Annotated in this window: 25 protein-coding genes; 9 read left to right on the top strand and 16 right to left on the bottom strand. The window is 70.3% G+C overall.

All coding sequences use genetic code 11. The features are described 5' to 3' along the window. Positions 1-67: 67 nt before the first annotated feature. The 10 genes from BKA24_RS03435 to BKA24_RS03390 form a co-directional block, all read right to left on the bottom strand. Positions 68-2,653 (bottom strand): heavy metal translocating P-type ATPase, encoded by a 2,586-nt coding sequence (locus BKA24_RS03435; RefSeq protein ID WP_184215115.1) that lies wholly within the window; start codon positions 2,651-2,653, stop codon positions 68-70. After that, positions 2,650-5,109, bottom strand: a complete 2,460-nt coding sequence (locus BKA24_RS03430; protein ID WP_184215112.1) for a phosphoketolase family protein — start codon at positions 5,107-5,109, stop codon at positions 2,650-2,652. Before BKA24_RS03430 ends, BKA24_RS03435 begins: the two co-directional genes overlap by 4 nt. Positions 5,110-5,167: 58 nt before the next feature. Continuing rightward, on the bottom strand, positions 5,168-6,028 hold the full coding sequence (locus BKA24_RS03425) for a F510_1955 family glycosylhydrolase (RefSeq protein ID WP_184215109.1): 861 nt from the start codon (positions 6,026-6,028) through the stop codon (positions 5,168-5,170). Between the two features lie 116 nt (positions 6,029-6,144). Next, positions 6,145-6,762: a DUF305 domain-containing protein gene (locus BKA24_RS03420; protein ID WP_184215106.1), complete on the bottom strand. Its 618-nt coding sequence runs from the start codon at positions 6,760-6,762 to the stop codon at positions 6,145-6,147. Between the two features lie 105 nt (positions 6,763-6,867). Continuing rightward, entirely contained in the window at positions 6,868-7,359 is a 492-nt protein-coding gene (locus BKA24_RS03415; RefSeq protein WP_184215103.1) for a DUF6153 family protein, read from the bottom strand. 154 nt (positions 7,360-7,513) lie between these two features. Continuing rightward, positions 7,514-8,095: a hypothetical protein gene (locus BKA24_RS03410; RefSeq protein ID WP_042378563.1), complete on the bottom strand. Its 582-nt coding sequence runs from the start codon at positions 8,093-8,095 to the stop codon at positions 7,514-7,516. A gap of 29 nt (positions 8,096-8,124) precedes the next feature. Then, positions 8,125-8,379 carry a YHS domain-containing protein gene (locus tag BKA24_RS03405; RefSeq protein WP_184215100.1) on the bottom strand — a complete coding sequence of 85 codons (255 nt, stop codon included), beginning with the start codon at positions 8,377-8,379 and terminating at the stop codon, positions 8,125-8,127. 21 nt (positions 8,380-8,400) lie between these two features. Then, positions 8,401-10,680 carry a heavy metal translocating P-type ATPase gene (locus tag BKA24_RS03400; RefSeq protein WP_184215098.1) on the bottom strand — a complete coding sequence of 760 codons (2,280 nt, stop codon included), beginning with the start codon at positions 10,678-10,680 and terminating at the stop codon, positions 8,401-8,403. Then, positions 10,677-11,030 carry a heavy-metal-associated domain-containing protein gene (locus tag BKA24_RS03395; RefSeq protein WP_021010665.1) on the bottom strand — a complete coding sequence of 118 codons (354 nt, stop codon included), beginning with the start codon at positions 11,028-11,030 and terminating at the stop codon, positions 10,677-10,679. The genes BKA24_RS03400 and BKA24_RS03395 overlap by 4 nt, the downstream gene beginning before the upstream one ends. 46 nt (positions 11,031-11,076) lie before the next feature. Then, the gene (locus BKA24_RS03390; protein ID WP_033107649.1) at positions 11,077-11,361 is read right to left on the bottom strand and encodes a metal-sensitive transcriptional regulator; all 285 of its coding nucleotides are present in this window, start codon (positions 11,359-11,361) and stop codon (positions 11,077-11,079) included. Between the two features lie 95 nt (positions 11,362-11,456). Between BKA24_RS03390 and BKA24_RS03385 the strand changes: the two genes are divergently transcribed. Both BKA24_RS03385 and BKA24_RS03380 read left to right on the top strand, forming a co-directional pair. Further along, entirely contained in the window at positions 11,457-11,978 is a 522-nt protein-coding gene (locus BKA24_RS03385) for an AAA family ATPase (RefSeq protein ID WP_184215096.1), read from the top strand. Between the two features lie 113 nt (positions 11,979-12,091). Further along, positions 12,092-12,658, top strand: a complete 567-nt coding sequence (locus tag BKA24_RS03380) for a hypothetical protein (RefSeq protein WP_184215094.1) — start codon at positions 12,092-12,094, stop codon at positions 12,656-12,658. Between the two features lie 170 nt (positions 12,659-12,828). Here the strand turns inward: BKA24_RS03380 and BKA24_RS03375 are convergent, their stop codons facing one another. Then, on the bottom strand, positions 12,829-13,026 hold the full coding sequence (locus BKA24_RS03375) for a LysM peptidoglycan-binding domain-containing protein (RefSeq protein ID WP_184215092.1): 198 nt from the start codon (positions 13,024-13,026) through the stop codon (positions 12,829-12,831). Between the two features lie 212 nt (positions 13,027-13,238). Between BKA24_RS03375 and BKA24_RS03370 the strand changes: the two genes are divergently transcribed. Continuing rightward, positions 13,239-13,814 carry an HhH-GPD-type base excision DNA repair protein gene (locus BKA24_RS03370; protein WP_184215090.1) on the top strand — a complete coding sequence of 192 codons (576 nt, stop codon included), beginning with the start codon at positions 13,239-13,241 and terminating at the stop codon, positions 13,812-13,814. A gap of 1 nt (position 13,815) precedes the next feature. Beyond that, positions 13,816-14,238 (top strand): DUF1801 domain-containing protein, encoded by a 423-nt coding sequence (locus BKA24_RS03365; protein ID WP_184215087.1) that lies wholly within the window; start codon positions 13,816-13,818, stop codon positions 14,236-14,238. A gap of 52 nt (positions 14,239-14,290) precedes the next feature. On the opposite strand, the gene BKA24_RS03360 is transcribed toward BKA24_RS03365, so the two are convergent. From BKA24_RS03360 to BKA24_RS03350, 3 genes are all read right to left on the bottom strand, one after another. After that, positions 14,291-14,581, bottom strand: a complete 291-nt coding sequence (locus BKA24_RS03360) for a hypothetical protein (protein WP_184215083.1) — start codon at positions 14,579-14,581, stop codon at positions 14,291-14,293. 16 nt (positions 14,582-14,597) lie between these two features. Beyond that, entirely contained in the window at positions 14,598-15,986 is a 1,389-nt protein-coding gene (locus tag BKA24_RS03355; protein WP_184215080.1) for a glycine--tRNA ligase, read from the bottom strand. 113 nt (positions 15,987-16,099) lie between these two features. Further along, the gene (locus tag BKA24_RS03350; RefSeq protein WP_246366999.1) at positions 16,100-16,474 is read right to left on the bottom strand and encodes a DUF4870 domain-containing protein; all 375 of its coding nucleotides are present in this window, start codon (positions 16,472-16,474) and stop codon (positions 16,100-16,102) included. Positions 16,475-16,598: 124 nt separating this feature from the next. Between BKA24_RS03350 and BKA24_RS03345 the strand changes: the two genes are divergently transcribed. The 4 genes from BKA24_RS03345 to BKA24_RS03330 all read left to right on the top strand — a co-directional run bounded on the left by BKA24_RS03345 (position 16,599) and on the right by BKA24_RS03330 (position 20,918). Next, positions 16,599-18,086, top strand: a complete 1,488-nt coding sequence (locus BKA24_RS03345) for an SPFH domain-containing protein (RefSeq protein ID WP_184215078.1) — start codon at positions 16,599-16,601, stop codon at positions 18,084-18,086. Between the two features lie 197 nt (positions 18,087-18,283). Further along, entirely contained in the window at positions 18,284-19,084 is an 801-nt protein-coding gene (locus BKA24_RS03340) for an SDR family oxidoreductase (protein WP_184215075.1), read from the top strand. 87 nt (positions 19,085-19,171) lie between these two features. Continuing rightward, positions 19,172-20,572 (top strand): MFS transporter, encoded by a 1,401-nt coding sequence (locus BKA24_RS03335; protein WP_184220375.1) that lies wholly within the window; start codon positions 19,172-19,174, stop codon positions 20,570-20,572. Positions 20,573-20,648: 76 nt separating this feature from the next. Continuing rightward, positions 20,649-20,918 (top strand): hypothetical protein, encoded by a 270-nt coding sequence (locus BKA24_RS03330; RefSeq protein WP_184215072.1) that lies wholly within the window; start codon positions 20,649-20,651, stop codon positions 20,916-20,918. 15 nt (positions 20,919-20,933) lie between these two features. Here the strand turns inward: BKA24_RS03330 and menC are convergent, their stop codons facing one another. Together menC and BKA24_RS03320 are read right to left on the bottom strand one after the other, a co-directional pair. Further along, entirely contained in the window at positions 20,934-22,070 is a 1,137-nt protein-coding gene (gene menC / locus BKA24_RS03325) for an o-succinylbenzoate synthase (protein ID WP_184215069.1), read from the bottom strand. 38 nt (positions 22,071-22,108) lie between these two features. Next, positions 22,109-22,813, bottom strand: a complete 705-nt coding sequence (locus tag BKA24_RS03320; protein ID WP_184215066.1) for a GNAT family N-acetyltransferase — start codon at positions 22,811-22,813, stop codon at positions 22,109-22,111. An 87-nt stretch (positions 22,814-22,900) separates the two neighbouring features. Between BKA24_RS03320 and BKA24_RS03315 the strand changes: the two genes are divergently transcribed. After that, complete coding sequence (locus BKA24_RS03315) at positions 22,901-24,385, top strand: peptide MFS transporter (protein ID WP_184215063.1); 1,485 nt, start codon at positions 22,901-22,903, stop codon at positions 24,383-24,385. Positions 24,386-24,472 lie beyond the last annotated feature (87 nt).

Here is a 24,472-nt window from a genome sequence, read left to right as displayed (position 1 = left end):
GACGGCATCGAGGTGGTGAGTCCCGTGCTCTGCCGACCGCGGAGTCATCGCGGCGCCTCGCGTCCGGTCATGAGGCGCCGCCGGGCGTCGACGCCGGGGCGAGGCTGCTCGCCTCTGCCGGGGCCGAGGGGGCCTGCTGGGCGGGCAGCCGGAGCCGCTTGAGCAGGAGCGCGTTGACGGCGACGATCACGCTGGAGCCGGACATGCTGATGGCGGCGATCTCGGGGGTGAGCATGATCCCGAACGCGGGGTAGAACACGCCGGCGGCGATGGGGAGGGCGGCGGCGTTGTAGCCGATGGCCCAGCCGAGGTTCTGCCGCATCTTCCGCAGCGTGCCCTTCCCGATCTTCAGCGCGATCGCGACATCGAGCGGGTCGGACCGCATCAGGACGACGTCTGCGGTCTCGATGGCGACGTCGGTGCCGGCGCCGATCGCGATGCCGAGGTCCGCCTGGGCGAGGGCGGGGGCGTCGTTGACGCCGTCGCCGACCATCGCGACCTTCTTGCCGGATGCCTGGAGCTCGGCGATCTTGGCGGACTTGTCCTCGGGGAGCACGTCGGCGATCACGGTGTCGATGCCCAGCAGCGAGGCGATGCGCTCGGCGGTGGGCTTGTTGTCGCCGGTGAGCATCGCCACCTCGATGCCCTGCTCGTGGAGTGCGTCGATCGCGGCTTTCGCGGTGTCGCGGGGGGCGTCGGCGAGGGCGATCACGCCGGCGATCTGCCCGTCGACGGCGAACATGATCGCGGTGCGGCCGCCGTCTGCGAGGGCCTGCTGCTGCGAGACGACCGGGCCGGTGTCGATGCCCTGCGCGGCCATCAGCCGGGCGTTGCCGAGCACCACCTGCCTTCCGTCGACGGTGGCGATCGCGCCCTGCCCGGTGACGTTGCGGAACGCGGACGCGGTGCGACGCGGGATGTTCCGGCTCTCGGCGTAGGTGACGATCGCCTTGGCCAGCGGGTGCTCCGACTCCCGCTCGAGCGCCGCGGCGAGGGCGAGTAGCTCGAGGTCGTCCATGCCGATGGGGATGTAGTCGGTGACCTCGGGCTCGCCCTTGGTGAGAGTGCCGGTCTTGTCCAGCACGACGGTGTCGATGTGCGCGGCGGTCTCGATGCCGGTGGCGTTCTTGAACAGGACACCACGCTTGGCGCCCAGGCCGGTGCCGACCATGATCGCGGTCGGGGTGGCGAGCCCGAGGGCGTCGGGGCAGGTGATGACGACGACGGTGATCGCGAACAGGATCGCCATCGGCACATCCGCCCCGGCGAGGAACCACACCAGGAAGGTCAGAGTGCCTCCGACGAGGGCGAGCAGGACGAGCCAGAACGCGGCCCGGTCGGCGAGACGCTGCCCAGGGGCCTTGGAGTTCTGCGCCTCCTGCACCAGCTTCACGATCTGCGCCAGCGCCGTGTCGGCGCCAACCTTCGTGGCGCGCACCCGGAGGGTGCCGACGGTATTCACGGTCGCGCCGATCACCTCCGAGCCGGGCGCCTTCTCGACCGGCATGGACTCGCCAGTGACCATCGACTCGTCGATCTCGGACTCGCCGTCCTCGACGACGCCGTCGGTGGGGACCTTCGCGCCGGGGCGGATGAGCATGAGGTCCCCGGGGACGACCTCGGAGGTGGGGATTTCGACCTCCTCGCCGTCGCGGAGGACGACCGCGCGGGCGGGAGCGAGCTCCAGCAGCCGTCGGATGGCGTCGTTCGCGCCGCCCCTGGCGCGCATCTCGACCCAGTGGCCGAGGAGCACGAAGGTGGCCAGCACGGTCGCCGCCTCGTAGAAGACCTCGCCGCCGCCGGTGAGGGTGATGATCAGGCTGTAGATCCAGCCGGCGCCGACGCCGACCGCGACCAGCACCATCATGTCGAGGGTGCGGGCCCGCAGGGCTCGGTAGGCGCCGTCGAAGAAGATCCAGGCCGAGTAGAAGATCACCGGCAGCGACACGATCAGCATGAACACGTCGTCGCGCAGCCCGAACGGGGCCGGCACCTCGAAGCCGAGCACCTCCCGGCCGATCGGGGACCACAAGGTGATCGGGATCGACAGGATCAACGCGACCAGGAACCGGTTGCGCATGTCCCGGATCATCGCGTCCATCGACATGCCGCCGTGATGCCCGCCGTGGCCCATCACATCCTGCGCGCTGCGGCCGGCCGGCTGAGCCCCGTGATCGTGCCCACCCTCGGTGGCCGGAGCGTGACCGGCATGCTCACCGGCGTCCACTGCGGAGTGGTCAGCGTGGTCCGCTGCCGGGTGCGGGTGCTCGTGCCCCGCCGGGGTGTCATGACCGGTGGAGACCGCGCGTCCCTCGTGCTCGGCGTGCTCCTGATAGCCGTCATGCTCGGCGTGGGCATCGTGCTCGGCGTGGTCGTGGTGGTCGGCGTGCTCGTGGGGTTCGTGGGCGGGGTCGCAGACGTGGTCCGGGACGGACTGCCCGGCGCAGTGGTAGCCGCATTCGATCACCCACTGCTGCAGGTGCGCGACCGAGGTGGTCTGCGCGTCGTAGGTGACGGTCGCGGTCTGGGAGACCGGGTTCGCGTCGACGGACAGGACGCCCGGCTGGCGGGCGAGGTGGGCTTCGGTGACGTTCTTGGAGGTCGCGCGGATCATGCCGCTGACCTGCAGGGTCACGGTCTTGGTGTCGGTCATCGGATTTCCTTCGCGGTGGAGGGGCGGTTCGGGTCGGTGTCGGGGTGGGGCCAGCGCCAGTCGGCGACGGCGGGGATGTCGGTGCCGTGCTCGCGGGTGTGGGCGCGGGCGCGCAGGCGGGCGTCGACGAGTTCCTGCCGCAGCTGCGCGTGGGTCGCGGCAAGGCCCGGGACGTGGTCGAGGACGTCGATCGCGAGCCGGTATCGGTCGAGGTCGTTGAGCATGACCATGTCGAACGGGGTCGTGGTGGTGCCCTTCTCCACGAAGCCGTGGACGTGCAGGTTCTGGTGCCCGGCGCGCTTGTAGGTGAGACGGTGGATCAGCCACGGGTAGCCGTGGTAGGCGAAGATCACCGGCTTGTCGGGGGTGAAGATCGCGTCGAACTCCCGGTCCGGCAGGCCGTGCGGGTGCTGGTCCTCGGATTGCAGACGGGTCAGGTCGACCACGTTCACGACCCGCACGGACAGGTCAGGGATGTGCTCGCGCAGCAACGCGGCCGCGGCGAGCACCTCGAGGGTGGGCACGTCGCCGGCGGCGGCGAGCACCACGTCCGGCTCGGCGCCCTCGGTCTCGGTGCCGGCCCAGGGCAGGATGCCCAGGCCCCGGGTGCAGTGCTCGATCGCCTCGTCCATGGTGAGCCACTGCGGGGCGGGCTGCTTTCCGGCGACGACGACGTTGATGTAGCCGGTGGAGCGCAGGCAGTGGTCGTAGGTGGACAGCAGCGTGTTCGCGTCGAACGGGAGGTAGACGCGGACGATGTCGGGGCTCTTGTTCAGGGCGAGGTCGATGAACCCGGGGTCCTGGTGGCTGAACCCGTTGTGGTCCTGCCGCCAGACGTGGCTGGAGAGCAGGTAGTTGAAGCTCGGCACCGGTTCCCGCCAGGGCACCTCGCTGGCGGCTTCGAGCCATTTGGCGTGCTGGTTGAACATCGAGTCGACGATGTGCGTGAACGCCTCGTAGCAGTTGAACAGGCCGTGCCGGCCGGTGAGGACGTACCCTTCGAGCCAGCCCTGGCACTGGTGCTCGCTGAGCACCTCCATCACCCGCCCGGTCGGCGCCAGATGCTCGTCCACCGGCAGCACGGTCGCGTTCCACTGCTTGCCGGTGGCCTCGAACACGGGCGGGGCGAGCCGGTTGGAGGCGGTCTCGTCGGGGCCGAAGATGCGGAAGTTGTCCGGGTTGTGCCGGATCACGTCGGCGAGCCATTCGCCGAGCATCCGGGTCGCCTCCGCCGTTCCCGTGCCTCGCGCCTCGGGGTCGACCGGGTGGGCGTGGTCGCGGAAGTCGCCCAGGCGCAGCGGGACGGTCAGCTGCCCGCCGTTCGCGACCGGGTTAGCGCTCATCCGCCTCGCTCCGGCCGGGGCGGCGGCGACCGTGGCGGGGAACGGGGCGCCGTCGGCGTCGAAGAGCTCGTCGGGCCGGTAGGAGGCCAGCCAGTCCTGGAGGAGCTGCAGGTGCTCGGGGGTGTCGCGGACCTCGGCGAGCGGCACCTGGTGGGACCGCCAGGTGCCCTCCACGGGGAGCCCGTCGATCACCGGCGGGCAGGTCCAGCCTTTCGGGCTGCGCAGCACGATCGCTGGCCACGCCGGCCGGCCTTCCAGGGTGCCGGCCGCCGCGGCGGTCTTGATGTCCGCGATCCGGTCCAGCACCTCGTCCAGCACGCCGGCGAACCGGGCGTGGGACTCCCGCGGGTCCTCGCCGTCGAAGCCGACGGTGACCACGAACGGCTCGTGGCCGTAGCCGCGCAGCAGCGCGACCAGCTCGTCCTCGGGGATGCGGGACAGCACCGTCGGGTTGGCGATCTTGTACCCGTTCAGGTGCAGGATCGGTAGCACCACCCCGTCCGCGGCTGGGTTGAGGAACTTGTTGCCGTGCCACGCGGTCGCCAGCGGCCCGGTCTCGGCCTCCCCGTCGCCGATCACGCACGCGACCAGCAGGTCCGGGTTGTCGAACGCGGCGCCGTAGGCGTGGACGAGGGAATAGCCGAGCTCGCCGCCCTCGTTGATCGACCCGGGCGTGTCCGGGGACGCGTGCGAGGGGATGCCGCCGGGGAAGGAGAACTGCCGGAACAGCGCCTTGAGCCCCTCCTCGGTGCGGTCGATCCGCGGGTACAGCTCCGTGTAGGTGCCGTCCAGGTAGGCGTTGGCGACCATGCCCGGCCCGCCGTGCCCCGGCCCGGTCACGTACAGGGTGTTCAGATCCCGGTCGGTGATCGCCCGGTTGAGGTGGGCGTACAGGAAGTTCAGGCCCGGGGTCGTGCCCCAGTGCCCCAGTAGTCGAGGCTTGATGTGCTCCGCGGTGAGCGGGTCGCGCAGCAGCGGGTTGTCGAGCAGGTAGATCTGCCCGATGCTCAGATAGTTCGCCGCCCGCCACCACGCATCCACCGCCGCCAACTGCTCGGCGGTGGCATCAGTGGTGCGGTGCGCCCACGCGGGGGGTGCCGGTGTGGGGGTCATGGTCGGTCTCCTTCCGATCCGCGGCCGCTCGGGTCGCGCCAGGTGCGAATGACGGTGGTCATGGTGTTGCCGCCGGGATGAGAACGGTGGCGGTGGTGTCGCGGATCCAGACCACGCCGCGGTCATCGACCAGGACGATCGCACCGTCCCCGGTGACCCCGAGGGCTTGGACGGTTCCCGTGGTGGTGCCGACGTCCTCCCAACCGGTGCCGACCAGACGTCGCAACATCCCGTCGGTGTCCACTCCGACCACCCCACCGGTTGGGTCGGTCTCCACCAGGTACAGCACTGGCGCGTCCGGCGCCGGGGTGAAGGTGGCGCCACCGTCGGTGCTGTGCTGCAGCCCGTCCTGGGTGGCGGCGTACAGGGTGCCGTCGGTCGCGGCGGCCAGGTCGACGGCGGGCAGCTCGGCACCGTCCGCCCAACTCTGCCCGCCGTCGCTGCTGGTGCGCAGCAGCGGGCGGGAGGATCCGATCCCGTACAGGGTGCCGTCGCCGGTGACGGTGAGGACGTGGAAGTCCTCTTCCCCGGTGAACGCGACCGGTTCCCACGAGGCGCCGGCGTCGAGGCTGCGGATGATGCCGAGGTTGGGGGCGCCGAGCTCCGCCGGGGTGGACGGGCCGGGGTGCCCGGACGCGTAGAGGTTGTCACCGGTAGCGGTCAGTCCCATCGCGTCCAGGTCGATGCCACCGACCGGGCCGGTGACGGTGCCGTCCTCGCCCAGCGTGTACAGGCCGGTGTGGGTGCCCAGCAGCACGGTGCCGTCACCGGCGTCGACGATGCCGTGCACATGCCCGAACCCGGCCGCGGTGCTCGCGGGGCCATCGGGCTCCGCAGGGGTGGTGCTGCAGCCCGTGAGCAGCAGCGCGACGGTGACGGTGGCCGTGATCGCCAGTCTGCGGGTGGTGGGAGAGATCATGAACGGAGAGCCTTTCCGTGCGGGTACGCCGGATACCGGTGACCGCACAGGGGTCGAGGGTGGGGCCTCGGACGGGACCGGCATCGGGAGCGCGGGTCCCGTCCGAGGGGTTCGGGTCAGAGGGCGGCGAGGATGTCCTGCATGGTGGTGATCTCGGCGGTCTGTCCGTCGATGATCTGCTGGGCGAGCGCGGCCACGTCCGGGTTCTCCCCGTTGTCCAGCACCATCTGGGCCATCGTGACGGCGCCCTGGTGGTGGCCGATCATGCCCTCGAGGAACAGCCGGGTCGCCTCGACCCCGGTGGCGGCGTCCAGGGCGGCCATGTCGTCGTCGGACATCATCCCGTCGCCGTGGTCCATGCCGCCCATGTCGGACATGGAGTCGTCGTAGGGGATTCCCCAGTCCTCGAGCCAGCCCTTCATGGTCTGGATCTCGGGGCCTTGGGCGGCTTTGATCTGCTCGGCGAGGGTCACGACCCGCTCGTCGATGCCGTCCTTGGCCAGAATCTGATCGGCCATCTCGATGGCCTGTTCGTGGTGCGGGATCATCATCGTGACGAACATCTCGTCAGCCGAGTTGAACGATGCCTGCCCGGAGGGGGCGGGGGTGCTGCTGGTCATGCCGCCGGGGCCGTGGTCCATCCCGGGCATGGATCCGTCGGTGGGGGCGCAGCCGGCGAGCACGAGCGCAGCGGCGAGCGCGCCGGTGCTCAGCGCGAGAATGCGGAAACGCACGGGTGGGTGTCCTTGTCTAGTCGGTCGAATGGTGAGTCGATTCCCCTGCCGTATGCGGGCACGGCGCAGCATCTCCCGGCACAGCGGTGACGGGAGGGCGGGGAATCAGGTTCGACTGATCGACAGGACGATGAGGGAAGGTGGTCGGGGGTGCGGTAACGCGGTGAGCACATTCCGCCCGTGCAGGCGCAGCAGGGCGAGGGCGGTGCGCAGGCGGGCCAGCAGCGCCGGGGCGAGCAGCACGATGGTGGCGGCCAACAGCGCCAGCACGCACGCCATCATCAGCATCGAATGGTCCGGCATTCCGCCCGAGCCGTCGCAGTCGCCCTCACAGTGCCCGCCCGAAGCCTCGGGGCCTGTCCCGATGGTGTCCTCGAGCATGCTCCCGGTCGCGACGGTGCCGCCCAGGTCAGAGGCAGGCGCGGCATGGGCGGCTTCGGAGGCCGCTGCGGGGGTGTCGGCGTGCCCGCTGGTGAGCGTGCCGGTGAGGGTGTGCATGGCCAGCAGGCCGGCGATCAGCAGGAGCGCGGTCGCGAAGGTCAGCAGCAGCCGGTGCAGCCCGGATGGGGCGTGCATCAGGGTTCGGATGTGGTTCACCGCCGACCTCCTTCCCGCGTCCAGCGTACCCTGGTGTGCCTGGATCCCCACCGGCGCCGATCGGGCGCACGGCGGTCCTGCCCAGGCTGGTCGCCCGACCGATGCCTGGCCAGGGGCGATGGTCCCGGATGGGGACCGGTGCGCGGCAGCCGGCTCATCGGCGGCCCGTTCCGGCGCGGTGGGCCTTCTCCATCAGAGCCAGCAGCCCGAGGGTGTCGTCCTTGATCTGGGTGCGACCGACGACGGCCCAGTTGCGGGCGAGGTGATCGCGGAGGTAGTCGAGGATGTGCTCGAGCGGGACGGTGTGCCAGGAGCGGGACAGATTGGGGCGGGCGGTGTTGCCGAACGCGACCGTGCGGATCAGGTGGCCCTCCGGGGCGAGGACCTGCCCGGCCGTCAGCAGCTCCTGGACGAGCGCGGGCGCGTCGGCGGGGGTGCAGCAGCCGAACCGGGCGAACGCGGCCTCCAGCACCGCGGGGTCGCGCATCGCGGGGTTCAGCTTCGGGGCGCCCTCCTTGACCTCGCCGACGATCATGTCCGGCGCCCCGGGGCGGGCGCCGAGGGCCGGGTCGGGGTCGTCGCCGCGGATGTGGTGCAGTCGGATCGCGAGGATGTCCAGGTCGGTGACGGTGCGCGGCCCGTCCGGACCGGTCGCGTCCAGCACCGGGTACTCGGCGACGGTGAAGTACCCGTTCACCCGCAGGTAGGCCTGCACCAGCCCGACCGCTGTATCCATCCCGCGCCCCCTTTCCCTGCCGTCGTGGGTCAGGCGGCGTTGGCGTAGCGGGCGGGGTCGGCGTCAAACAGCGGCCCGCACTCGGGGCAGCAGAACCAGTACCGGGTGCCTTCGTAGTCGCGGAACAGGCCGCGCTTCTCGGCCCATGCCGGGTCGACCTGGTTGCCGGGCATGACCGGGCAGGTGACGAGGTTGGTCGCTCCGGCCGGGGGCTCGTGGTGATGATGCTCGTGGGACCCGTGATCGTGCGCGGCGGCGTCGTGGCCGGTGTGGTCGTGCGTCATGGCGGTCTCCTTGCGTGGGTGTCAGGCGTGGACGGGGGTGGTGTCGCGGCGGGGCGTCGGGACGGTGGGCGTCGGGGCGGGCAGGTGGCGGAAGCGGCGCAGTCGGAGGCTGTTGGTGACCACGAACACGCTGCTGAACGCCATCGCGGCGGCGGCGAGGATGGGGTTGAGCAGGGCGAGCATCGCGACCGGGATCGCGGCGACGTTGTACGCGAACGCCCAGAACAGGTTGCCCTTGATGGTGCCCAGGGTGCGGCGGGCGAGCCGGATCGCGTCCGGGACCAGGAGCAGGTCGCCGGAGACGATGGTCAGGTCCGCGGCGGTGATGGCCGCGTCGGTGCCGGTGCCCATCGCGATGCCGAGGTCCGCTTGGGCGAGGGCGGCGGCGTCGTTCACGCCGTCGCCCACCATCGCGACCACCCGTCCGGATGCCTGCAGCTCCCGGATGGTGTCGAGCTTGCCCTGCGGGGTGACTCCGGCGCGGACGTCCTCGATGCCGGCGTCGTCGGCGATGGTGCGGGCGGCGCCGGGGTTGTCGCCGGTGAGCAGGATCGGGGTCAGCCCGAGCCCGCGCAGTCGGGCGATGGCCTCACGGCTGGTGGGCTTGATGGTGTCGGCGACGCTGATCGCGCCGCGCGCCTGCCCGTCCCACGCCACCACGGTCACGGTCGCGCCCGCGGCCTCGTCGGCCGTGATCGTCGCGGCGAGCTCGTCGGGGATCGCGATCGCCCATTGCCCGGTGATCCAGGTGGCGCGGCCGGCGGCGACCATGCGGCCGTCGACGATGCCCTGCACGCCCTGCCCTGACTCGGCGGCGAACGACTCCACCGCATCCACCGGGCCGTCGGCTGCGGCGGTGATGGCGCGGCCGATGGGGTGCTCGGAGCCGTGCTCGAGCGCCGCGGCGAACCGGATCAGCTCCGCCTCATCGGTGCCGGGAGCGGGGTGGATGCCGGTGACGGTCATGGTGCCGGCGGTGATGGTGCCGGTCTTGTCGAGCACGACGGTGTCGATGCGGCGGGTCTGCTCGAGCACCTGGGGTCCGCGGATGAGGATGCCCAGCTGGGCGCCGCGGCCGGTGCCGACCAGCAGAGCGGTCGGCGTCGCCAGCCCCAGCGCGCACGGGCAGGCGATGATCAGGGTGGTCACCGCGGCGGTGAAGGCGACCTCCAAGGGCGCCCCCGCGATCAGCCACCCGGCGAACGCGATCAGGGCGAGAGCGATGACGATGGGGACGAAGACGGCCGACACCCGGTCGGCGAGGCGCTGCACCTGGGCCTTGCCGGTCTGCGCCTCCTCGACCAGCCGCGCCATCCGGGCCAGCTCGGTGTCGGCGCCGACGCGGGTGATCTGCACGAGCAGGCGCCCGCCGGTGTTCACGGTCGCGCCGACCACGCGGGAGCCGGGGGCGACTTCGACCGGCACGGACTCGCCGGTGAGCATCGACTCGTCCACCGCGGAGACGCCCTCGGTGACGAGGCCGTCGGCGGGGATCTTCTCACCCGGCCGCACCACCACGACATCACCCGGTACGAGCTGTGCGACGGGGATGCGCTGCTCGGCACCGGCCCGGAGGACCACGGCGTCCTTCGCGCCGAGCTCCAGCAGGGCGCGCAGGGCCTCCCCAGACTGCCGCTTCGCACGAACCTCGAGGTAACGGCCGAGGAGGATGAACACGGTCACCAGGGCGGCGACCTCCAGGTACACCTCATGACCGCCGGCCTGCGGGGTGCCGACGAAGGTGACGCTCATCCGCATTCCCGGCATCCCCGCACCGCCGAAGAACAGCGCGTACAGCGACCAGCCGAACGCGGCCAGTACCCCGACGCTGATCAGCGTGTCCATCGTCGCCGCCCCGTGCCGGGCATTGATCGCCGCGGCGCGGTGGAACGGCCACGCCCCCCACACCACCACCGGCGCGGCCAGGGTGAGCGTGAGCCACTGCCAGTAGGTGAACTGCAGGGCGGGGATCATCGACAGCACCGCGACCGGCACCGCCAGCACCGCCGAGACGATCAGCCGCTGCCGCAGCGACGCCAGCTCATCGTCCCGCGGGATGGTCTGCTCAGCCGTGTCGGGCACAGGCGGGGCTGGGAGGCTCGCTCCGTACCCCGCCTGCTCGACCGCCGCGATCAGCTCCTCCACCGGCACCAGGGCCTCCGAGTGCACGCGGGCCTTCTCGGTGGCGAAGTTGACCGTCGCCTCCACCCCGGGCAGCTTGTTCAGCTTCCGCTCGACCCGCGTCGCGCACGACGCGCAGGTCATCCCGGTGATGTCGAGATCGACGTCCAGCGTGCTCATGAGGCTGCGGCGAGGCTGTACCCGGCCTCCTCGACCGCCTCCCGCACCCGCTCCGCGTCCACCGGGGCGGTGCTGGACACGGTCACCGTGGACACGCCGCCGGCGTGCAGGTCGACCTCGACGCCGGAGACCCCGTCGATCGCGGAGACCTCCTCGGTGACGCTGCGCACGCAGTGCGAGCACGTCATCCCCTCCACCAGGAACTGCGCCGACACCTCGCCCGATGCCGGTTGCGCCGTCGCGGAGGCGGTGGTGTTGGCCGTGGCGGCGTGGGAGGTGGGGGCGCAACAGGCGCAGCCACCGCCGTTCGTCGCCTGCAGGCCGAGGTCCTGGAATCCTTGTCCGGTCATGTTGTGCTCCTTTCGTGAGCGTGTCGATGCGTGTGGTGTGAACGTTCTAGGAGCGGACCAGCCGCGCGATCGCGGCGTTCGCCTCGCGGAGCTTCTCCTCCGCGACCGGGCCGCCCTGCGCGGTCGCCTGCGCGACGCAATGCCCGAGATGGTCCTCCAGCAGCGTCAGCGCGACCGACTCCAGCGCCTTCGTCGCCGCCGAGACCTGGGTCAGGATGTCGATGCAGTACACGTCCTCGTCGACCATCCGCGCGATCCCGCGCACCTGCCCCTCCGCCCGACGCAACCGCGCCAGCAGCGCCTGCTTGTCATCCACGTATCCGTGTGCCATCTCAGCCACCTCCGACGTCGATCGTATACCCTCTAGCGGTATAAGGTACTTCGTGAAGAGGATATTCCCGGAGCGGGCAGAGCGAAAGGGCGAACGTGACCAACTGGCACGTCATCACCGGCGGGCCCAGCTCGGGCAAGACCACCACCGTGAACCTGCTGCGGGACCGCGGCTACACCACCACCATCGAGCATGCCCGGCACTATCTCGACCTGCAGCGCATCGCCGGCCGCACCGTCGAGGAGGTCCGGGCGAAGCAGCGGCAGTTCCAGCGCGGCGTCCTGGACATGCAGCTCGCGGAGGAAGCTGCCCTCGACCCGGACGCCACCGTGTTCCTCGACCGGGCCGTCCCCGACTCCCTCGCCTACTACCGCTTCCTCGACCTCGAGCCCGACCCCGCTCTGCTCACCGCGCTCGAGCACGTCGACTACCGCACGACGTTCATCCTCGACCTGCTGCCCCTGGCCGCCGACTACGCCCGCACCGAGGACACCGCCGCCCAGCAGCGCATCCACGAACTGCTGACCCAGGTGTACGAAGCGCTGCCCTTCCCGGTCGTGCGGGTTCCGGTCCTCAGCGCCGAGGAGCGGGTGCAGTTCATCCTGGACCGGCTCTGACCGCTCTCGCCCGATCGGGGTGTCCTGTGCAGCGCTTGGCGCCCAGGGCATATCTCACCGGCACAGGTCCAGGCGAGAACGCGCCCCACGGTCGAACAGGACGGATGTCTCGGATGCCCACTCAGGAACGTCTCCGGAAGGACCTGCTTGGCGGCGCTCTCACGACCGCGCTCGGCGTCTTCACCCTCGGGATCGGGGTCTACTTCCTGTTCCTTCGACCCTTCCTCCTGCCAGAAGACATCCGGCATACGGGTATCGACGCCGCCACGCTGCCAGTGGCATTCGTGGACTGGCTCGGGATCGTCTTCTCGACCTGGGGCGGCTTCATCGCGGGGTTCGGGATCGTGCTGCTGGGCATCGGCGCGACCCTGCTGTCCCGCCGCACGCTGTGGCTCTACCTCGGCACGGCGGCCGGGGTGCTCGTCGCCTTCGGCCGCTTCGTCATCAGCAACATCCTGATCGGCTCGGACTTCCTGTGGTTCATCGCGACCATGTTCGTGCTGGCACTGGTGCTCGCAACCGTCCTCGTCTTGAACGTCATCCGACGGCATCGGACGAACGAGACCGCCTCCTCCGACGTCGACGGAACCGCCCTTCCGGTGCGCTTCGATGGCGGCAACTTCCACGTGGCCCAACCACGTGAAGAGGGCCTGCACCTCACCCGCCCCGACCTGGTATAGGGTCCCCGGTTCGTCCTCCGGCGGATCCTGCGAAATGGTCGCTCCAGGCGGAAGCTCCAGACCGAGCAATCGAACAGCGCGGCGATACTCGGCCACGTAGGCCGCCCGATAGTTCCAGTCTTGCTCAGGCCGACGAAAGATCATGCGCCTTCAACTTCGCTTCCGACGCATCACGGTTGCAGCAACGGCGCGTCGCTGCGCTGGCCTTCGTTTCTTCGCTGAGCATCCGGAAGCGCTTCGGGGAACAGCGCCAGCGCGTCGCCTTTGTATATGGAATGTCCCTCGAGGCCATTGAGCTTCGCGAGCCACTCGAGGTCCAGGCAGTACCGCATCGCAATGCCTCGCAGGGTGTCGCCGTCCGCGATCATGTAGATCCCCGAGAGGGGCTACTCGTCGTTGCGTTGTGGCGGTCGATCGTCGGGCAAGTCGGTCCTGGAGCCATAAACCGACGCCCGATCGGCTCTTGCAACGTCGGATTGAAGGCAGATCAGACGAAACCCGCCTATTCCGCCCGGCGACGCGCTATTTCATGAAGCCTCCGGCTGCAAAGCATGAATAGTCCGGGTGGGAACATGGAGACATGGCCCTGCACATCACCGGCGACGCCGACGCCGACGCACTCCTCACCGACGAGCCGCTCGCCCTTCTGATCGGGATGCTGCTTGATCAGCAGATCGCGATGGAGACGGCGTTCAGCGGACCGCTGAAGATTCGCGACCGGACCGGCGGGCTGGATGCCGCGACGATCGCTTCCGCCGATCCCGACGAGTTCACCGCAGCCTTCAGCCAGACCCCCGCGGTGCACCGGTTCCCGGGCTCGATGTCGGGGCGCGTGCAGGCACTGTGCCAGGCGCTCGTCGATGATTGGGGCGGCGACGCCGCAGCACTGTGGACTCGGGATGACCCCGACGGCGCGACCGTCCTGAAGCGTCTGAAGGCGCTGCCCGGGTTCGGCGACCAGAAGGCGCGCATCTTCGTCGCGCTCCTCGGCAAGCAGTACGGCTTCACCGGCGCCGGGTGGCGCGAGGCCGCCGGCGCGTACGGCGAGGAGGGCTCATTCCGCTCGGTGGCCGACATCGTCTCGCCCGAGTCGCTCACGAAGGTCCGCGAGCACAAGCGCGCAGCGAAGGCCGCCGCCAAGGAAGCAAAGGGCTGACATGGAGCCGACCGGCGGCAGTGTCGGCGCGTTCATCGCCGAGGTGACGCCTGCAAAGCGCCAGCGCGACGCCGGGACGCTCGTGGCGATGATGGCCGAGATCACCGGCCGCGAGGCGGAGCTCTGGGGCACGATCATCGGCTTCGGCAGCTGCCACTACCGCTACCCGACGGGCAACGAGGGGGACATGCCCATCCTGGCGTTCTCGCCCCGGAAGACCTCGTCGACGATCTACCTCGATTCGGTCGCGGCGCACACCGACGGCCTCGAGCGGCTCGGCCCGCACACCTCGAGCGTCGGCTGTCTCTACATCAAGGACCTCGAGCTCATCGACCTCGACGTCCTGCGCGGCATCCTGCAGCAGACCTACGCGTGGACGATCGCGGGCGGCGACGAGCGCGCGCGGATCACCGTCACCGACTGATCACGGTGTTCTGAAACGCCGTTTCGCTCGCGCGGCTCCGACAGAAAGACGGTCACGTCCGAGGCGGACGAGGAACGGCTCGTCGCTCGACGAGGTACGCCACGACGAAGACGACCACCGCGGCGATGATCATCCCGCGAGCAACCCAGCCTGCGAGGGGGTCGGTCACCCGGCCATCGCCGATCCCGAAGAGGACGAGCAATTGGGCGAGCGCCTGGCCGCGCGGGGTGCCCGCGGCATCCGTCGCCACCGCGATCGACGCCGGCACGCCCGCCAGCACGGCGAGGAGGATGCCGACGACGATCAGCAGCAGGCTGACGGCGTGAGCGATGAACCTCGCCATCTGCCGACCCCTCGGATCAGGCGCCGCGAAGCTTCGGGGCGAGCCAGGACTGCAGCTGCTCGAGCGACACGCGCTCCTGCGCCATCGAATCGCGGTCGCGGATCGTCACCGCGTTGTCGTCGAGCGAGTCGAAGTCGACCGTGACGCAGAACGGGGTACCGATCTCGTCCTGACGGCGGTAGCGGCGCCCGATCGCACCGGCGTCGTCGAAGTCGACGTTCCAGCCGCTCGCGCGCAGCTCGTCGGCGACCTGGCGGGCCAGCGGCGAGAGACGCTCGTTGCGGCTCAGCGGCAGCACGGCGACCTTGACGGGCGCGAGGCGCGGGTCGAGCCCGAGCACTGTGCGGGTGTCGGTGCCGCCCTTGGCGTTGGGCACCTCCTCCTCGCGGTACGCGTCGACGAGGAACGCCATCATGGCGCGGGTGAGACCGAAGGACGGCTCGATGACGTACGGCACGTACGTCTCGCCCGAGGCCTGGTCGAAGTAGGTGAGCTTCGTGCCGGATGCCTCGATGTGCGACGACAGGTCGTAATCGGTGCGGTTGGCGACACCCATGAGCTCGCCCCACTCCTTGCCGGTGAACCCGAAGCGGTACTCGACGTCGATGGTGCCGGCCGAGTAGTGCGCGCGGTCCTCTTCGGGCACGTCGAACTGGCGCATGTTCTCGGGGTCGATGCCGAGGTCGATGAACCAGTCCCAGCACGCCTTCACCCAGTGCTCGAACCACTCGGTCGCCTCAGCGGGCGGCGTGAAGAACTCGATCTCCATCTGCTCGAACTCGCGGGTGCGGAAGATGAAGTTTCCGGGCGTGATCTCGTTGCGGAACGCCTTGCCGACCTGGCCGATGCCGAACGGCGGCTTCTTGCGCGACGCGGTCAGCACGTTGGAGAAGTTCACGAAGATGCCCTGCGCCGTCTCGGGGCGGAGGAAGTGCAGGCCGCTCTCGTCGCCCGTGACGCCGAGGTAGGTCTTCACGAGGCCTGAGAACGACTTCGGCTCGGTGTAGTTGCCCTTCGTGCCGCAGTTCGGGCAGGGGACATCGCCCAGGCCGTTCTCGGCCTTGCGGCCCTTGCGCGCCTCGAAGTCCTCGATGAGGGTGTCCTCGCGGAAACGCTTGTGGCACTGCAGGCACTCGACGAGCGGGTCGACGAACGTGGCGACGTGGCCCGATGCCTCCCAGACGCGCTTGGGCAGGATCACCGAGGAGTCGAGGCCGACCATGTCGCCGCGGCCGCGGACGAAGGTCTGCCACCACTGGCGGCGGATGTTCTCTTTGAGCTCCGTACCGAGGGGGCCGTAGTCCCACGCCGAACGCGATCCGCCGTAGATCTCGCCCGCCTGGAAAACGAACCCGCGGTGGCGGGCGAGGGCGATGACTTTGTCGAGGCGAGACTGCTCGGCCACGGTGGCTCCAATGGTCGTTGAGGAAGGTGCGCGAAAGCGCGGATGCCGCACCGGCGGCGTCCCTCGAGTCTATCGGGCGGCGTGGCTGCCGCCCCCGTCCACGGAGCGAGCGGTCAGGAGACGAATCGGATCGTGAGGGGCGGCGTGTACCACTCCCCCTGGTTCGCTTTCATGGCCGCGAGGATCTCGATGACCAGCGCGTAGATGCCGACCGCCGGCAGGAGCAGGAAGCCGATGCCCACGAACATCAACGGGACGCACACGAGTACCGCGATCAGCACCGTGAGCTGGAAGTTCAGCGCGGCGGCGCTGTGCGCGCGCACGAAGGGCCCCCGGTCGCGGTGGACGAGGTAGATGACGAGGGGCGCGAGCCAGGACAGCACGATGCCGCCCACGTGGGCGAACGTCGCCCAGAGCCGCTCATCGGCGGGACTCATCGGCGGCGTCGGGGCGTAGACCGGGTATCCGGGCGGCGGGGGCGTCGTCATGCCGCCAGCGTAGGACCTCCGCCCGATGGGGAGTTCTCCCTCGCCGCGCACGTGCTCGACCAGATACGTTCGGAGGACGACATCGGCACCGGAATCGGTCGAAACTCAGGGGGAACAACAGCACATGGATGCACTCATCGCCGGCGGAGCACTCGTGATCGGCGGCATCGTCGTCGCCGCCGTCATCGTCTTCATCATCATCCTGATGATCGTCTTGCGCGCCTGGTACAAGGTCGCCAAGGCAGACCAGGCTCTGGTGGTCGTCGGTAAGAGCCAGAAGAACGCGGCGGGCGACTCCTCGCGGATCTCCGTGATCACCGGCGGCGGCTCGCTCGTCAACCCGCTCACGCAGCGGGCCGAGATGATCTCGCTCCGCGCCCGTCAGATCAAGATGGAGCCCACCGCGCAGGCATCCAACGGCGTCACGGTCAGTGTCGCCGGCGTCGCCCTGGTCAAGATCGGCTCCGACCCCGAGTTCGTGCGCCGCGCCGCTGAGCGCTTCCTCTCGCAGGACGGCGCCATCGAGCAGTTCACGACCGAGCAGCTCGAGGGTGCGCTCCGCGGCGTCGTCGCGACGCTGACCGTCGAGCAGCTGATGAAGGACCGCCAGAAGCTGTCCGACCAGATCGCCGAGGGCATCAAGAGCGACCTGCTCGCCCAGGGCCTCATCCTCGACTCGTTCCAGATCCAGGGCGTCACCGACAAGAACGGCTACATCGACGCGCTCGGCGCGACCGAGGTCGAGCGCGTTCGCCGCGAGGCCGACGTCGCCCGCATCAACGCCGCACGCGAGGTCAAGGCGCGCCAGATCGCCACCGACGAGGCCAACCTCATCGAGCAGACCGCGTACGACCGGAACACCGCTGAGGCATCCGCCCAGGTCGGCCGCGCCCGCGCCGAGGCCGAGCAGGCCGAAGCGCTCGCCCGAGCGGAACGCGAGCAGGCGGTTCTGCTGCAGCAGGCGGAGAACCGTCAGGCCAAGCTAGATGCCGACGTCAAGAAGGTCGCCGACGCGTCGCTCTACGAGCGCCAGCGGGCCGCCGACGCCGACGCGTACACGCAGGTCAAGGCCGCTGAGGCCCGCGCGCAGATCGCCGCCCAGGAGGCGGAGGCCACTCGCCTGCGCGCCCAGGCCGAGGCCGACGCCGTCCGCCTCGAGGGTGAGGCACGCGCCGAGGCGATCAAGGCCGAAGCCGCCGCCATCGCGCAGAACCAGGAGGCCCTGCTCGCGCAGCGCGCCATCGAGGCGCTCGTGCCGCTCATGACGGAGTTCGCCCGCGGTTTCGACAAGGTCGGCTCGATCACCGTCCTCGGCGGCGAGGGCGCGTCGAGCCACATCGCCAGCGAGAGCGCCTCCAGCATGCGCGCCACCTTCGACGCCGTTCAGGCGGCGACCGGCATCGATCTGCGAGGCATCATCCAGGGGCAGGCGACGGGCCGTGGCATCGCCCAGGGTCTACAGAACGAGCAGGGCCTGCAGAACGAGCAGGGCCTGCAGGAGGATGCCGCGCCGCTGCGCCGCCGCTCATCCTCGACGGCCGACACGGCGGCATCCACACCGGCCGCCACGGATGCCGAGGCGCCCGCCGCACCCTCGCCCGACGCGGTCTGACTGCCGCGGGGGCGGCCGTCGCCGACGGCGGCCTCCCCGCCCCGCTATCGCCGACCCGACGCATTCGGTCGTCTCGCGCCCCGCGCAGCGACGTTTTGCGTCGGGTCAGCGCCGGCTCGGGGCTCGACGCCTCGCGCTGACCGCCGCGGCTGTCAACCCGGTGCACCGGACGAATCTGCCGACGTAGCGTCGCGGGCATGACCTTCACCCCGCGCACCGCCATCGTGACCGCCTCCGACTCCGGCATCGGTCGGGCCACCGCAATCGCCCTCGCCGACGCCGGCCTCGACGTCGGCGTCACGTGGCATTCCGACGAGGACGGCGCTAACGACACCGCCGAAGAGGTCCGCCGACGCGGGCGCAAGGCGGTCGTCGCCCAATTCGATGCGACCGACTTCGCCGCCGTCCCTGGAGTCATCCGGCAGCTCGCCGCAGACCTCGGCGGCCTCGACGTGTTCGTCAACAACGCCGGCGGCGGCAGCGGTGGCCCCTTCCTCGATCTCGACCTCGATGGATGGCGCTCGGTCGTGGCCCTCAACCTCGACGGGGCCTTCATGGGGATGCACACCGCGGCGACCCTCATGGCCGACGCCGGCCAGGAAGGGCGGATCATCGCCGTCACGAGCGTGCACGGATCGCAGCCCCGCGTCGGTTCGGCCGCGTACGTCGCGTCCAAGCACGGCCTCGAGGGACTCGTGAAGACGATGGCGCAGGAACTCGGCGCGAAGGGCATCACCGTCAACTCGGTCGCCCCGGGCGAGATCGCCACCCCCATCAACGACATGGATGCCGAGGAGGCCGAGCGCACGCACCGCCCCGGCATCCCGATCCCCCGTCCAGGCAAGCCCGAGGAGATCGCCGACGTCGTCGCGTTCCTCGCCTCCCCCGCATCGTCGTACGTGACGGGTGCGACGTGGGTCGTCGACGGCGGGATGCTGCAGATGGGTCCGCAGGCGGGTTCGCACCTCGAGTCCGACGCCTGGCGCGACGCGGGGTGAGCCCGGGCGGACGCGTCCCGGCATCCGCTCCGCCGATAGCCTGAAGGGATGGCACCGGACGGGGACGACAGACGACGACTGACCCGGATGCCGCGCCAGGGAGCCATCGTGGCGGTGCTCTCGGTGGCAGGGCTCGCGTCGTCGTTCATGTTCACGCTTGTCGTCCCGATTCAGTCGAAACTGCCCGAGCTGCTCGGCGCGAGCCGCGAGGACACCGCCTGGGTCGTGACCGCGACGCTGCTCGCGGCGGCGGTGTTCACCCCGATCGCCGGACGCCTGGGCGACATGTACGGCAAGCGCCGGATCGTCCTGGTGCTCCTCGCGCTCCTGGTCGTGGGGTCGATCATCGCTGCGGTGTCGCCCGGCATCGTCGGCGTGATCGTCGGACGGGCACTGCAGGGCGCGGTGACGGGCGTGGTGCCGCTGGGCATCTCGATCATGCGCGACGTGCTGCATGAAGACCGGATCGACGCGGCCATCGCCTTCATGTCGGCCACCCTGGGCGTCGGCGGTGCGATCGGGATGCCGGTGAGTGCGATCATCACCGAGACGAGCGACTGGCATGTGCTGTTCTGGATGTCGGCCGGGCTCGGCGTCATCGTCTTCGCCCTGGTGGTCTGGATCATCCCGCCGAGCGTGCTGCGCACCGCCGGACGGTTCGACTACATCGGGGCAGCAGGATTGGCCGTCGGACTCACCGGCGTTCTGCTGGCGATCTCGCGGGGCAACGAGTGGGGCTGGGCGTCGCCGGCGACCCTCGCGTGCGGACTCGGCGGCATCGCCGTCCTCCTCGTATGGGGCTGGTACGAGCTGCGTCTGAGCGAGCCGCTCCTCGATCTGCGCGTCGCCGCACGGCCCGCCGTGCTGTTGACCAACCTCGCCTCGGTGGCGGTGGGGTTCTCACTGTTCGCCTCGAACGTCTCGTATCCGCAGATGCTCGAACTCCCCGCCGCCGCCGGCGGATTCGGCCTCTCCCTGTTGCAGGCCAGCCTGATCGTCATGCCCTCGGGTCTCGTGATGATGGTGCTCTCGCCGTTCTCGGGTCGCCTCGCCCGCACCGTCGGGCCGCAGCTCCTGCTGGTGCTCGGCGCGGCCGCGCTCATCGTGGCGTACGGATACTCACTGCTGTTCGCCTCCGAGGTGTGGCACATCCTCGTCGCCAACCTGCTCATCGGCGTCGGCATCGGCTTCGGCTACGCCGCCATGCCGATGCTCATCATGCGGTCGGTTCCGCCGACCGAGACCGGCGCCTCGAACGGACTGAACGCGCTGTTCCGCTCACTAGGGACGTCGACGGCCGCCGCGCTGGTCGGAGCCGTCCTCGCGGCCATGTCGGTGACCCGTGACGGCGTCGCTGTCCCGACCCCCGCCGCGTTCCAGACCTCGTTCGCCCTCGGCATCGGCGCCGCCGCCGTCGCGTTGGCGATCGCGCTGTTCATCCCGCGCCGCCGGGATCCGCACGAGATGCACCCGTCGCTGCCGCACTGACACCACGCTTTACCACGATCCACCGGGGAGCGGCATCCGCTCGACGAGACCACGCGCAGCGCGCGAAGATGACACCATGAGCTACGCGACCGAACGCCCCTCGAACAAGACCGCCTGGGCCGCCTTCTGGGTGGGCCTCGCCGGACTGATCCTCATGCCGATCCCCCTGTTCATCGGCCTGATCCTGGGCGGTGGGCTCTCGTTGGTCGCGGCGGTCCTCGCCGCGATCGGGCTGCTGAAAGGCGTCGCGCGCGGCGGCAAGGGCATCGCGCCCGTCGTGTTCGCGGTGATCTTCATCCTGCTGACGTGGGGTGGTATCTCGCTCGGCGGCGGCATCGTCTGGTGACCACGCCGCAGGGCGTCAGCGCCGGAGGGTGCGCCGCTCGACGGTGACCGCCTCGAGCATGTCGGCATCGATCTCGACGCCGAGCCCCGGGCCGTCGGGGACGGCGACGTGTCCGTCGCGGAGGACGGCCGGCTCGGTGACGATGTCGCGCGCGTAGAAGCGGTCGGATGCCGATACGTCTCCGGGCAACGTGAAGGCGGGCAGAGCCGCGAGGGAGGCGTTCGCCGCGCGCCCGATCCCCGTCTCGAGCATGCCGCCGCACCACACCGGGATGCCGGCCGCCTCGCACAGGTCGGCGATGCGGACGGCTTCGAGGTAGCCGCCCACCCGACCGGCCTTCACATTGATCACGGTGGTGGCCCCCAGAGCCAGCGCATCCCGCGCCGCTTTGGCGGACGTGATCGACTCGTCGAGGCAGATCGGGGTCTTCAGCCGCTGGGCCAGCGCGGCGTGGTCGACGATGTCGTCCTCCTCCAGGGGCTGTTCGATCAGCAGGAGCCCGAACCGGTCGAGCTGGGCGAGGGTGTCAGCATCGGCGAGTGTGTAGGCCGAGTTCGCATCGACCTGCAACGGGATGCCGGGGAACGCCGACCGGACGGCTTCGGTGTCGGCGAGGTCGCGGCCCGGGCGGATCTTGATCTTGATGCGCACGTACCCCTCGTCGAGGTAGCCGGCGACCGTCTCGACCAGGGCGACGGGGTCGGCCTGGATGCCGACGCTGACGCCCGAGGGGACGGCGGTGCGCTCGGCGCCGAGGTATGAGGCGAACGAGCGCGACTGCGTGCGCAGCGCCGCGTCGACGACCGCGAGCTCGAGGCCTCCCTTCGCCATCCGGTGCCCCACGAAGGGATCGAACACCGCCGGCACCTCCTCGGGCGCGATCGCGTCGCGCGCGAGGAGCGCGGGGGCGAGCCAGCGCGTGGCCACGTCCCACGCGCCGTGGGTGTACTCGCTCGAGTACGAAGGCATGTGCTGCGTGACGATCTCACCCCAGCCGTCGACCCCGTCCGTGGTTCGCGCACGGACGACGATCACCTCCCGCACCGTCTCGGTGCCGAACGACGTGGTGAACGGACTCACGAGCGGAAGGTGCAGCACCCGGAGCTCGATCTCCTCGAGACGGACGGATGCTGCGGGCGCGGCGATCGGCATGGCCCCAGCGTACGACCGGGATGCGTGGCATCCGACGATCAGGGGCGGGTGAAGAGGTACCCCTGCCCGGTCACGAAGCCGCCGACCACGAGGCCGGCATCGTGCTGCGCGCGGAAGTCGTCGCGCACCCGCCGCCGCCACGCCACCGCGGCGGTGGGATCGTCGCGCCGCAGCCGCTCGATGTCCTGCGGGATCTCGACCACCGCGACCACGTCCGCCGGGTCGGGAGTCGGCAGCGGTGAGGCGAGGCGCCAGGCGACGTGCAGCCGGTCGCTCTCGTCGCCGCCGTTGATGCCGTCGCCCATCGCGCCGTAGTGGTGCACGAGGTAGTCGGTGACGCGCGCTCCGAGCACCTCGAGGTTGAAGTGGGCGTTGCGCGCGATGAGCGGGTCGAAGGTCCACGTGATCGTGCCGACGTCGCGGGCGAACGCCCACTCCCGCTGGTGCGCCTTCAGCGCCCGGCCCACACCACGCGCCTGGAAGCCGGGAAGCACTCCAGTGACGTGCGAGTGCATGCTGCGCGCAGCGGGCGGACCGAAGAACGCTGCGGATGCCGCGATCATCTGCGCGCCGTCGTACACCCCGACCACATAGTTGCCCGAGTGCTGGAGCGCACGCAGCAGGTTCGGGGGCATGCCACCATCGGGCGATCCCCACACCGCTTCGAAGACGGCGCTGGCGGCGACCATCTCCTCGGTCGTGCGCAGTTCGCGGATGTCGAGATCGGGGTGAGCGTGCGCCATGCCGCCACGCTATCGCCGCCTGGCGCGGGACGGGCGGTGCGCACAACCTGGGTGCCGTATCCAGAGTGCAGGGCTACCGTGGCAGGAATGCGGAATGTTCCACCCGTCGACCTGCCCTCCGCCGACGACACCGCGACACGCGACACCCGGTTCTTCGGGCAGCCGTTCGCCCTCGCGCACGTGTTCGGCGTCGAGATGTGGGAACGGTTCAGCTTCTACGGCATGCAGGGCATCCTGCTGCTGTACCTGTACTACACCGCGACCGACGGCGGCCTCGGGATGGATCAGGCGGTCGCCGCCGGCATCGTCGGCGCCTACGGCGGCGCCGTGTATCTCTCGACGGTGCTGGGGGCCTGGGTCGCCGACCGCATGCTCGGCGCCGAGCGCGTGCTGTTCTTCAGCACCATCGTGATCATGGCCGGCCACATCGCCCTCGCCGCGCTCCCCGGCTTCGCGGGGGTCATCGTGGGCCTGATCCTCGTGGCCGTCGGGTCGGGAGGGCTGAAGGCCACCGCCACCAGCGTGGTGGGGACGCTGTACTCCGGCACCGACACCCGACGGGATGCCGGATTCTCGCTGTTCTACCTGGGCATCAACCTGGGCGCGTTCGCCGGGCCTCTGCTCACCGGGCTCCTGCAGAACTCGCTCGGCTTCCACTGGGGCTTCGGCCTCGCCGCCCTCGGCATGGCGCTCGGCCTGACGCAGTACTCGTTCGGCCGGCGGAGCCTCCCCGACGAGGCACGGCACGTTCCGAACCCCCTGCCCTCGTCGCGCTACCCGCTCGTCGCCGGTGTCGCCGCCGCGGGTGTGGTGCTCATCCTCGTCCTGATCTTCACCGGCGTCATCCGCGCCGACAACCTCGCGCTGATCGTGATCATCGCGGTGATCGCGGCCGCGATCGCGTACTTCGCCGTCATCCTCCTCAGCCGGCGGATCACGTCGGAGGAGCGGAGCCGGGTGTGGGGCTTCCTCCCTTTGTTCGTCACCTCGGTGGTGTTCTGGTCGCTGTACCAGCAGCAGTTCACCGTGCTGACGCTGTACGCCGACGAGCGCCTCGATCGCAACCTCTTCGGTTGGACGATGCCCGTTCCGTGGGTGCAGTCCATCAACCCCGTCTTCATCATCCTGCTGGCCGGCGTCTTCGCCGCGATCTGGACGAAGCTCGGCCGCCGACAGCCGCCGACGCCCACCAAGTTCGCCCTCGGCGTCGTCATCATGGGCGTCGCGTTCCTGCTGTTCCTGCCCTTCGCCGGCGGCGGAGCGAATTCGACGCCGCTGCTGGCGATCGCCGGCATCCTGCTCACCTTCACGATCGCCGAGCTCATGCTGTCGCCGGTGGGGCTCTCGGCGGCGACGAAGCTGGCCCCCGAGGTCTTCCAGACGCAGATGGTGGCGCTGTTCTTCCTGTCGGTCTCGCTCGGAACCGCCATCTCGGGACAGCTCGCCACCCTCTACGACCCGGCGAACGAGGTGCCCTACTTCGCGACGCTCGGCGTCATCTCGATCGTGATGGGCGTGCTGCTCCTGGTGTGCGTCCGGCCGGTGCTCGCGCTCATGCGGGGAGTGCGCTGACCTCCCTCTGTTGCGCCGTGTGACGCGGGGCGTTTCGCCATGTTTCTCCGGGCGGGACGGATGCCACGCCGCGGCGACAGGCTCGCA

This window comes from Microbacterium marinum, from assembly GCF_014204835.1.
In the GTDB taxonomy this organism is placed as follows: domain Bacteria; phylum Actinomycetota; class Actinomycetes; order Actinomycetales; family Microbacteriaceae; genus Microbacterium; species Microbacterium marinum.
The sequence above is the reverse complement of the archived record's forward strand: the minus strand, read 5'-3'. Positions and strand labels throughout refer to the sequence as shown.

Bases quoted from the DNA above. Each gene is read 5' to 3' on its own strand.
- BKA24_RS03395 (WP_021010665.1), bottom strand. From the start codon at position 11,030: ATGACCGGACAAGGATTCCAGGACCTCGGCCTGCAGGCGACGAACGGC.
- BKA24_RS03365 (WP_184215087.1), top strand. From the start codon at position 13,816: ATGGAGCCGACCGGCGGCAGTGTCGGCGCGTTCATCGCCGAGGTGACG.
- BKA24_RS03350 (WP_246366999.1), bottom strand. From the start codon at position 16,474: ATGACGACGCCCCCGCCGCCCGGATACCCGGTCTACGCCCCGACGCCG.
- BKA24_RS03430 (WP_184215112.1), bottom strand. From the start codon at position 5,109: ATGACCCCCACACCGGCACCCCCCGCGTGGGCGCACCGCACCACTGAT.
- BKA24_RS03400 (WP_184215098.1), bottom strand. From the start codon at position 10,680: ATGAGCACGCTGGACGTCGATCTCGACATCACCGGGATGACCTGCGCG.
- BKA24_RS03375 (WP_184215092.1), bottom strand. From the start codon at position 13,026: ATGATCGCGGACGGCGACACCCTGCGAGGCATTGCGATGCGGTACTGC.
- BKA24_RS03335 (WP_184220375.1), top strand. From the start codon at position 19,172: ATGCCGCGCCAGGGAGCCATCGTGGCGGTGCTCTCGGTGGCAGGGCTC.
- BKA24_RS03380 (WP_184215094.1), top strand. From the start codon at position 12,092: ATGCCCACTCAGGAACGTCTCCGGAAGGACCTGCTTGGCGGCGCTCTC.
- BKA24_RS03320 (WP_184215066.1), bottom strand. From the start codon at position 22,813: ATGGCGCACGCTCACCCCGATCTCGACATCCGCGAACTGCGCACGACC.
- BKA24_RS03345 (WP_184215078.1), top strand. From the start codon at position 16,599: ATGGATGCACTCATCGCCGGCGGAGCACTCGTGATCGGCGGCATCGTC.
- menC (WP_184215069.1), bottom strand. From the start codon at position 22,070: ATGCCGATCGCCGCGCCCGCAGCATCCGTCCGTCTCGAGGAGATCGAG.
- BKA24_RS03435 (WP_184215115.1), bottom strand. From the start codon at position 2,653: ATGACCGACACCAAGACCGTGACCCTGCAGGTCAGCGGCATGATCCGC.
- BKA24_RS03370 (WP_184215090.1), top strand. From the start codon at position 13,239: ATGGCCCTGCACATCACCGGCGACGCCGACGCCGACGCACTCCTCACC.
- BKA24_RS03340 (WP_184215075.1), top strand. From the start codon at position 18,284: ATGACCTTCACCCCGCGCACCGCCATCGTGACCGCCTCCGACTCCGGC.
- BKA24_RS03390 (WP_033107649.1), bottom strand. From the start codon at position 11,361: ATGGCACACGGATACGTGGATGACAAGCAGGCGCTGCTGGCGCGGTTG.
- BKA24_RS03360 (WP_184215083.1), bottom strand. From the start codon at position 14,581: ATGGCGAGGTTCATCGCTCACGCCGTCAGCCTGCTGCTGATCGTCGTC.
- BKA24_RS03315 (WP_184215063.1), top strand. From the start codon at position 22,901: ATGCGGAATGTTCCACCCGTCGACCTGCCCTCCGCCGACGACACCGCG.
- BKA24_RS03410 (WP_042378563.1), bottom strand. From the start codon at position 8,095: ATGGATACAGCGGTCGGGCTGGTGCAGGCCTACCTGCGGGTGAACGGG.
- BKA24_RS03330 (WP_184215072.1), top strand. From the start codon at position 20,649: ATGAGCTACGCGACCGAACGCCCCTCGAACAAGACCGCCTGGGCCGCC.
- BKA24_RS03405 (WP_184215100.1), bottom strand. From the start codon at position 8,379: ATGACGCACGACCACACCGGCCACGACGCCGCCGCGCACGATCACGGG.
- BKA24_RS03425 (WP_184215109.1), bottom strand. From the start codon at position 6,028: ATGATCTCTCCCACCACCCGCAGACTGGCGATCACGGCCACCGTCACC.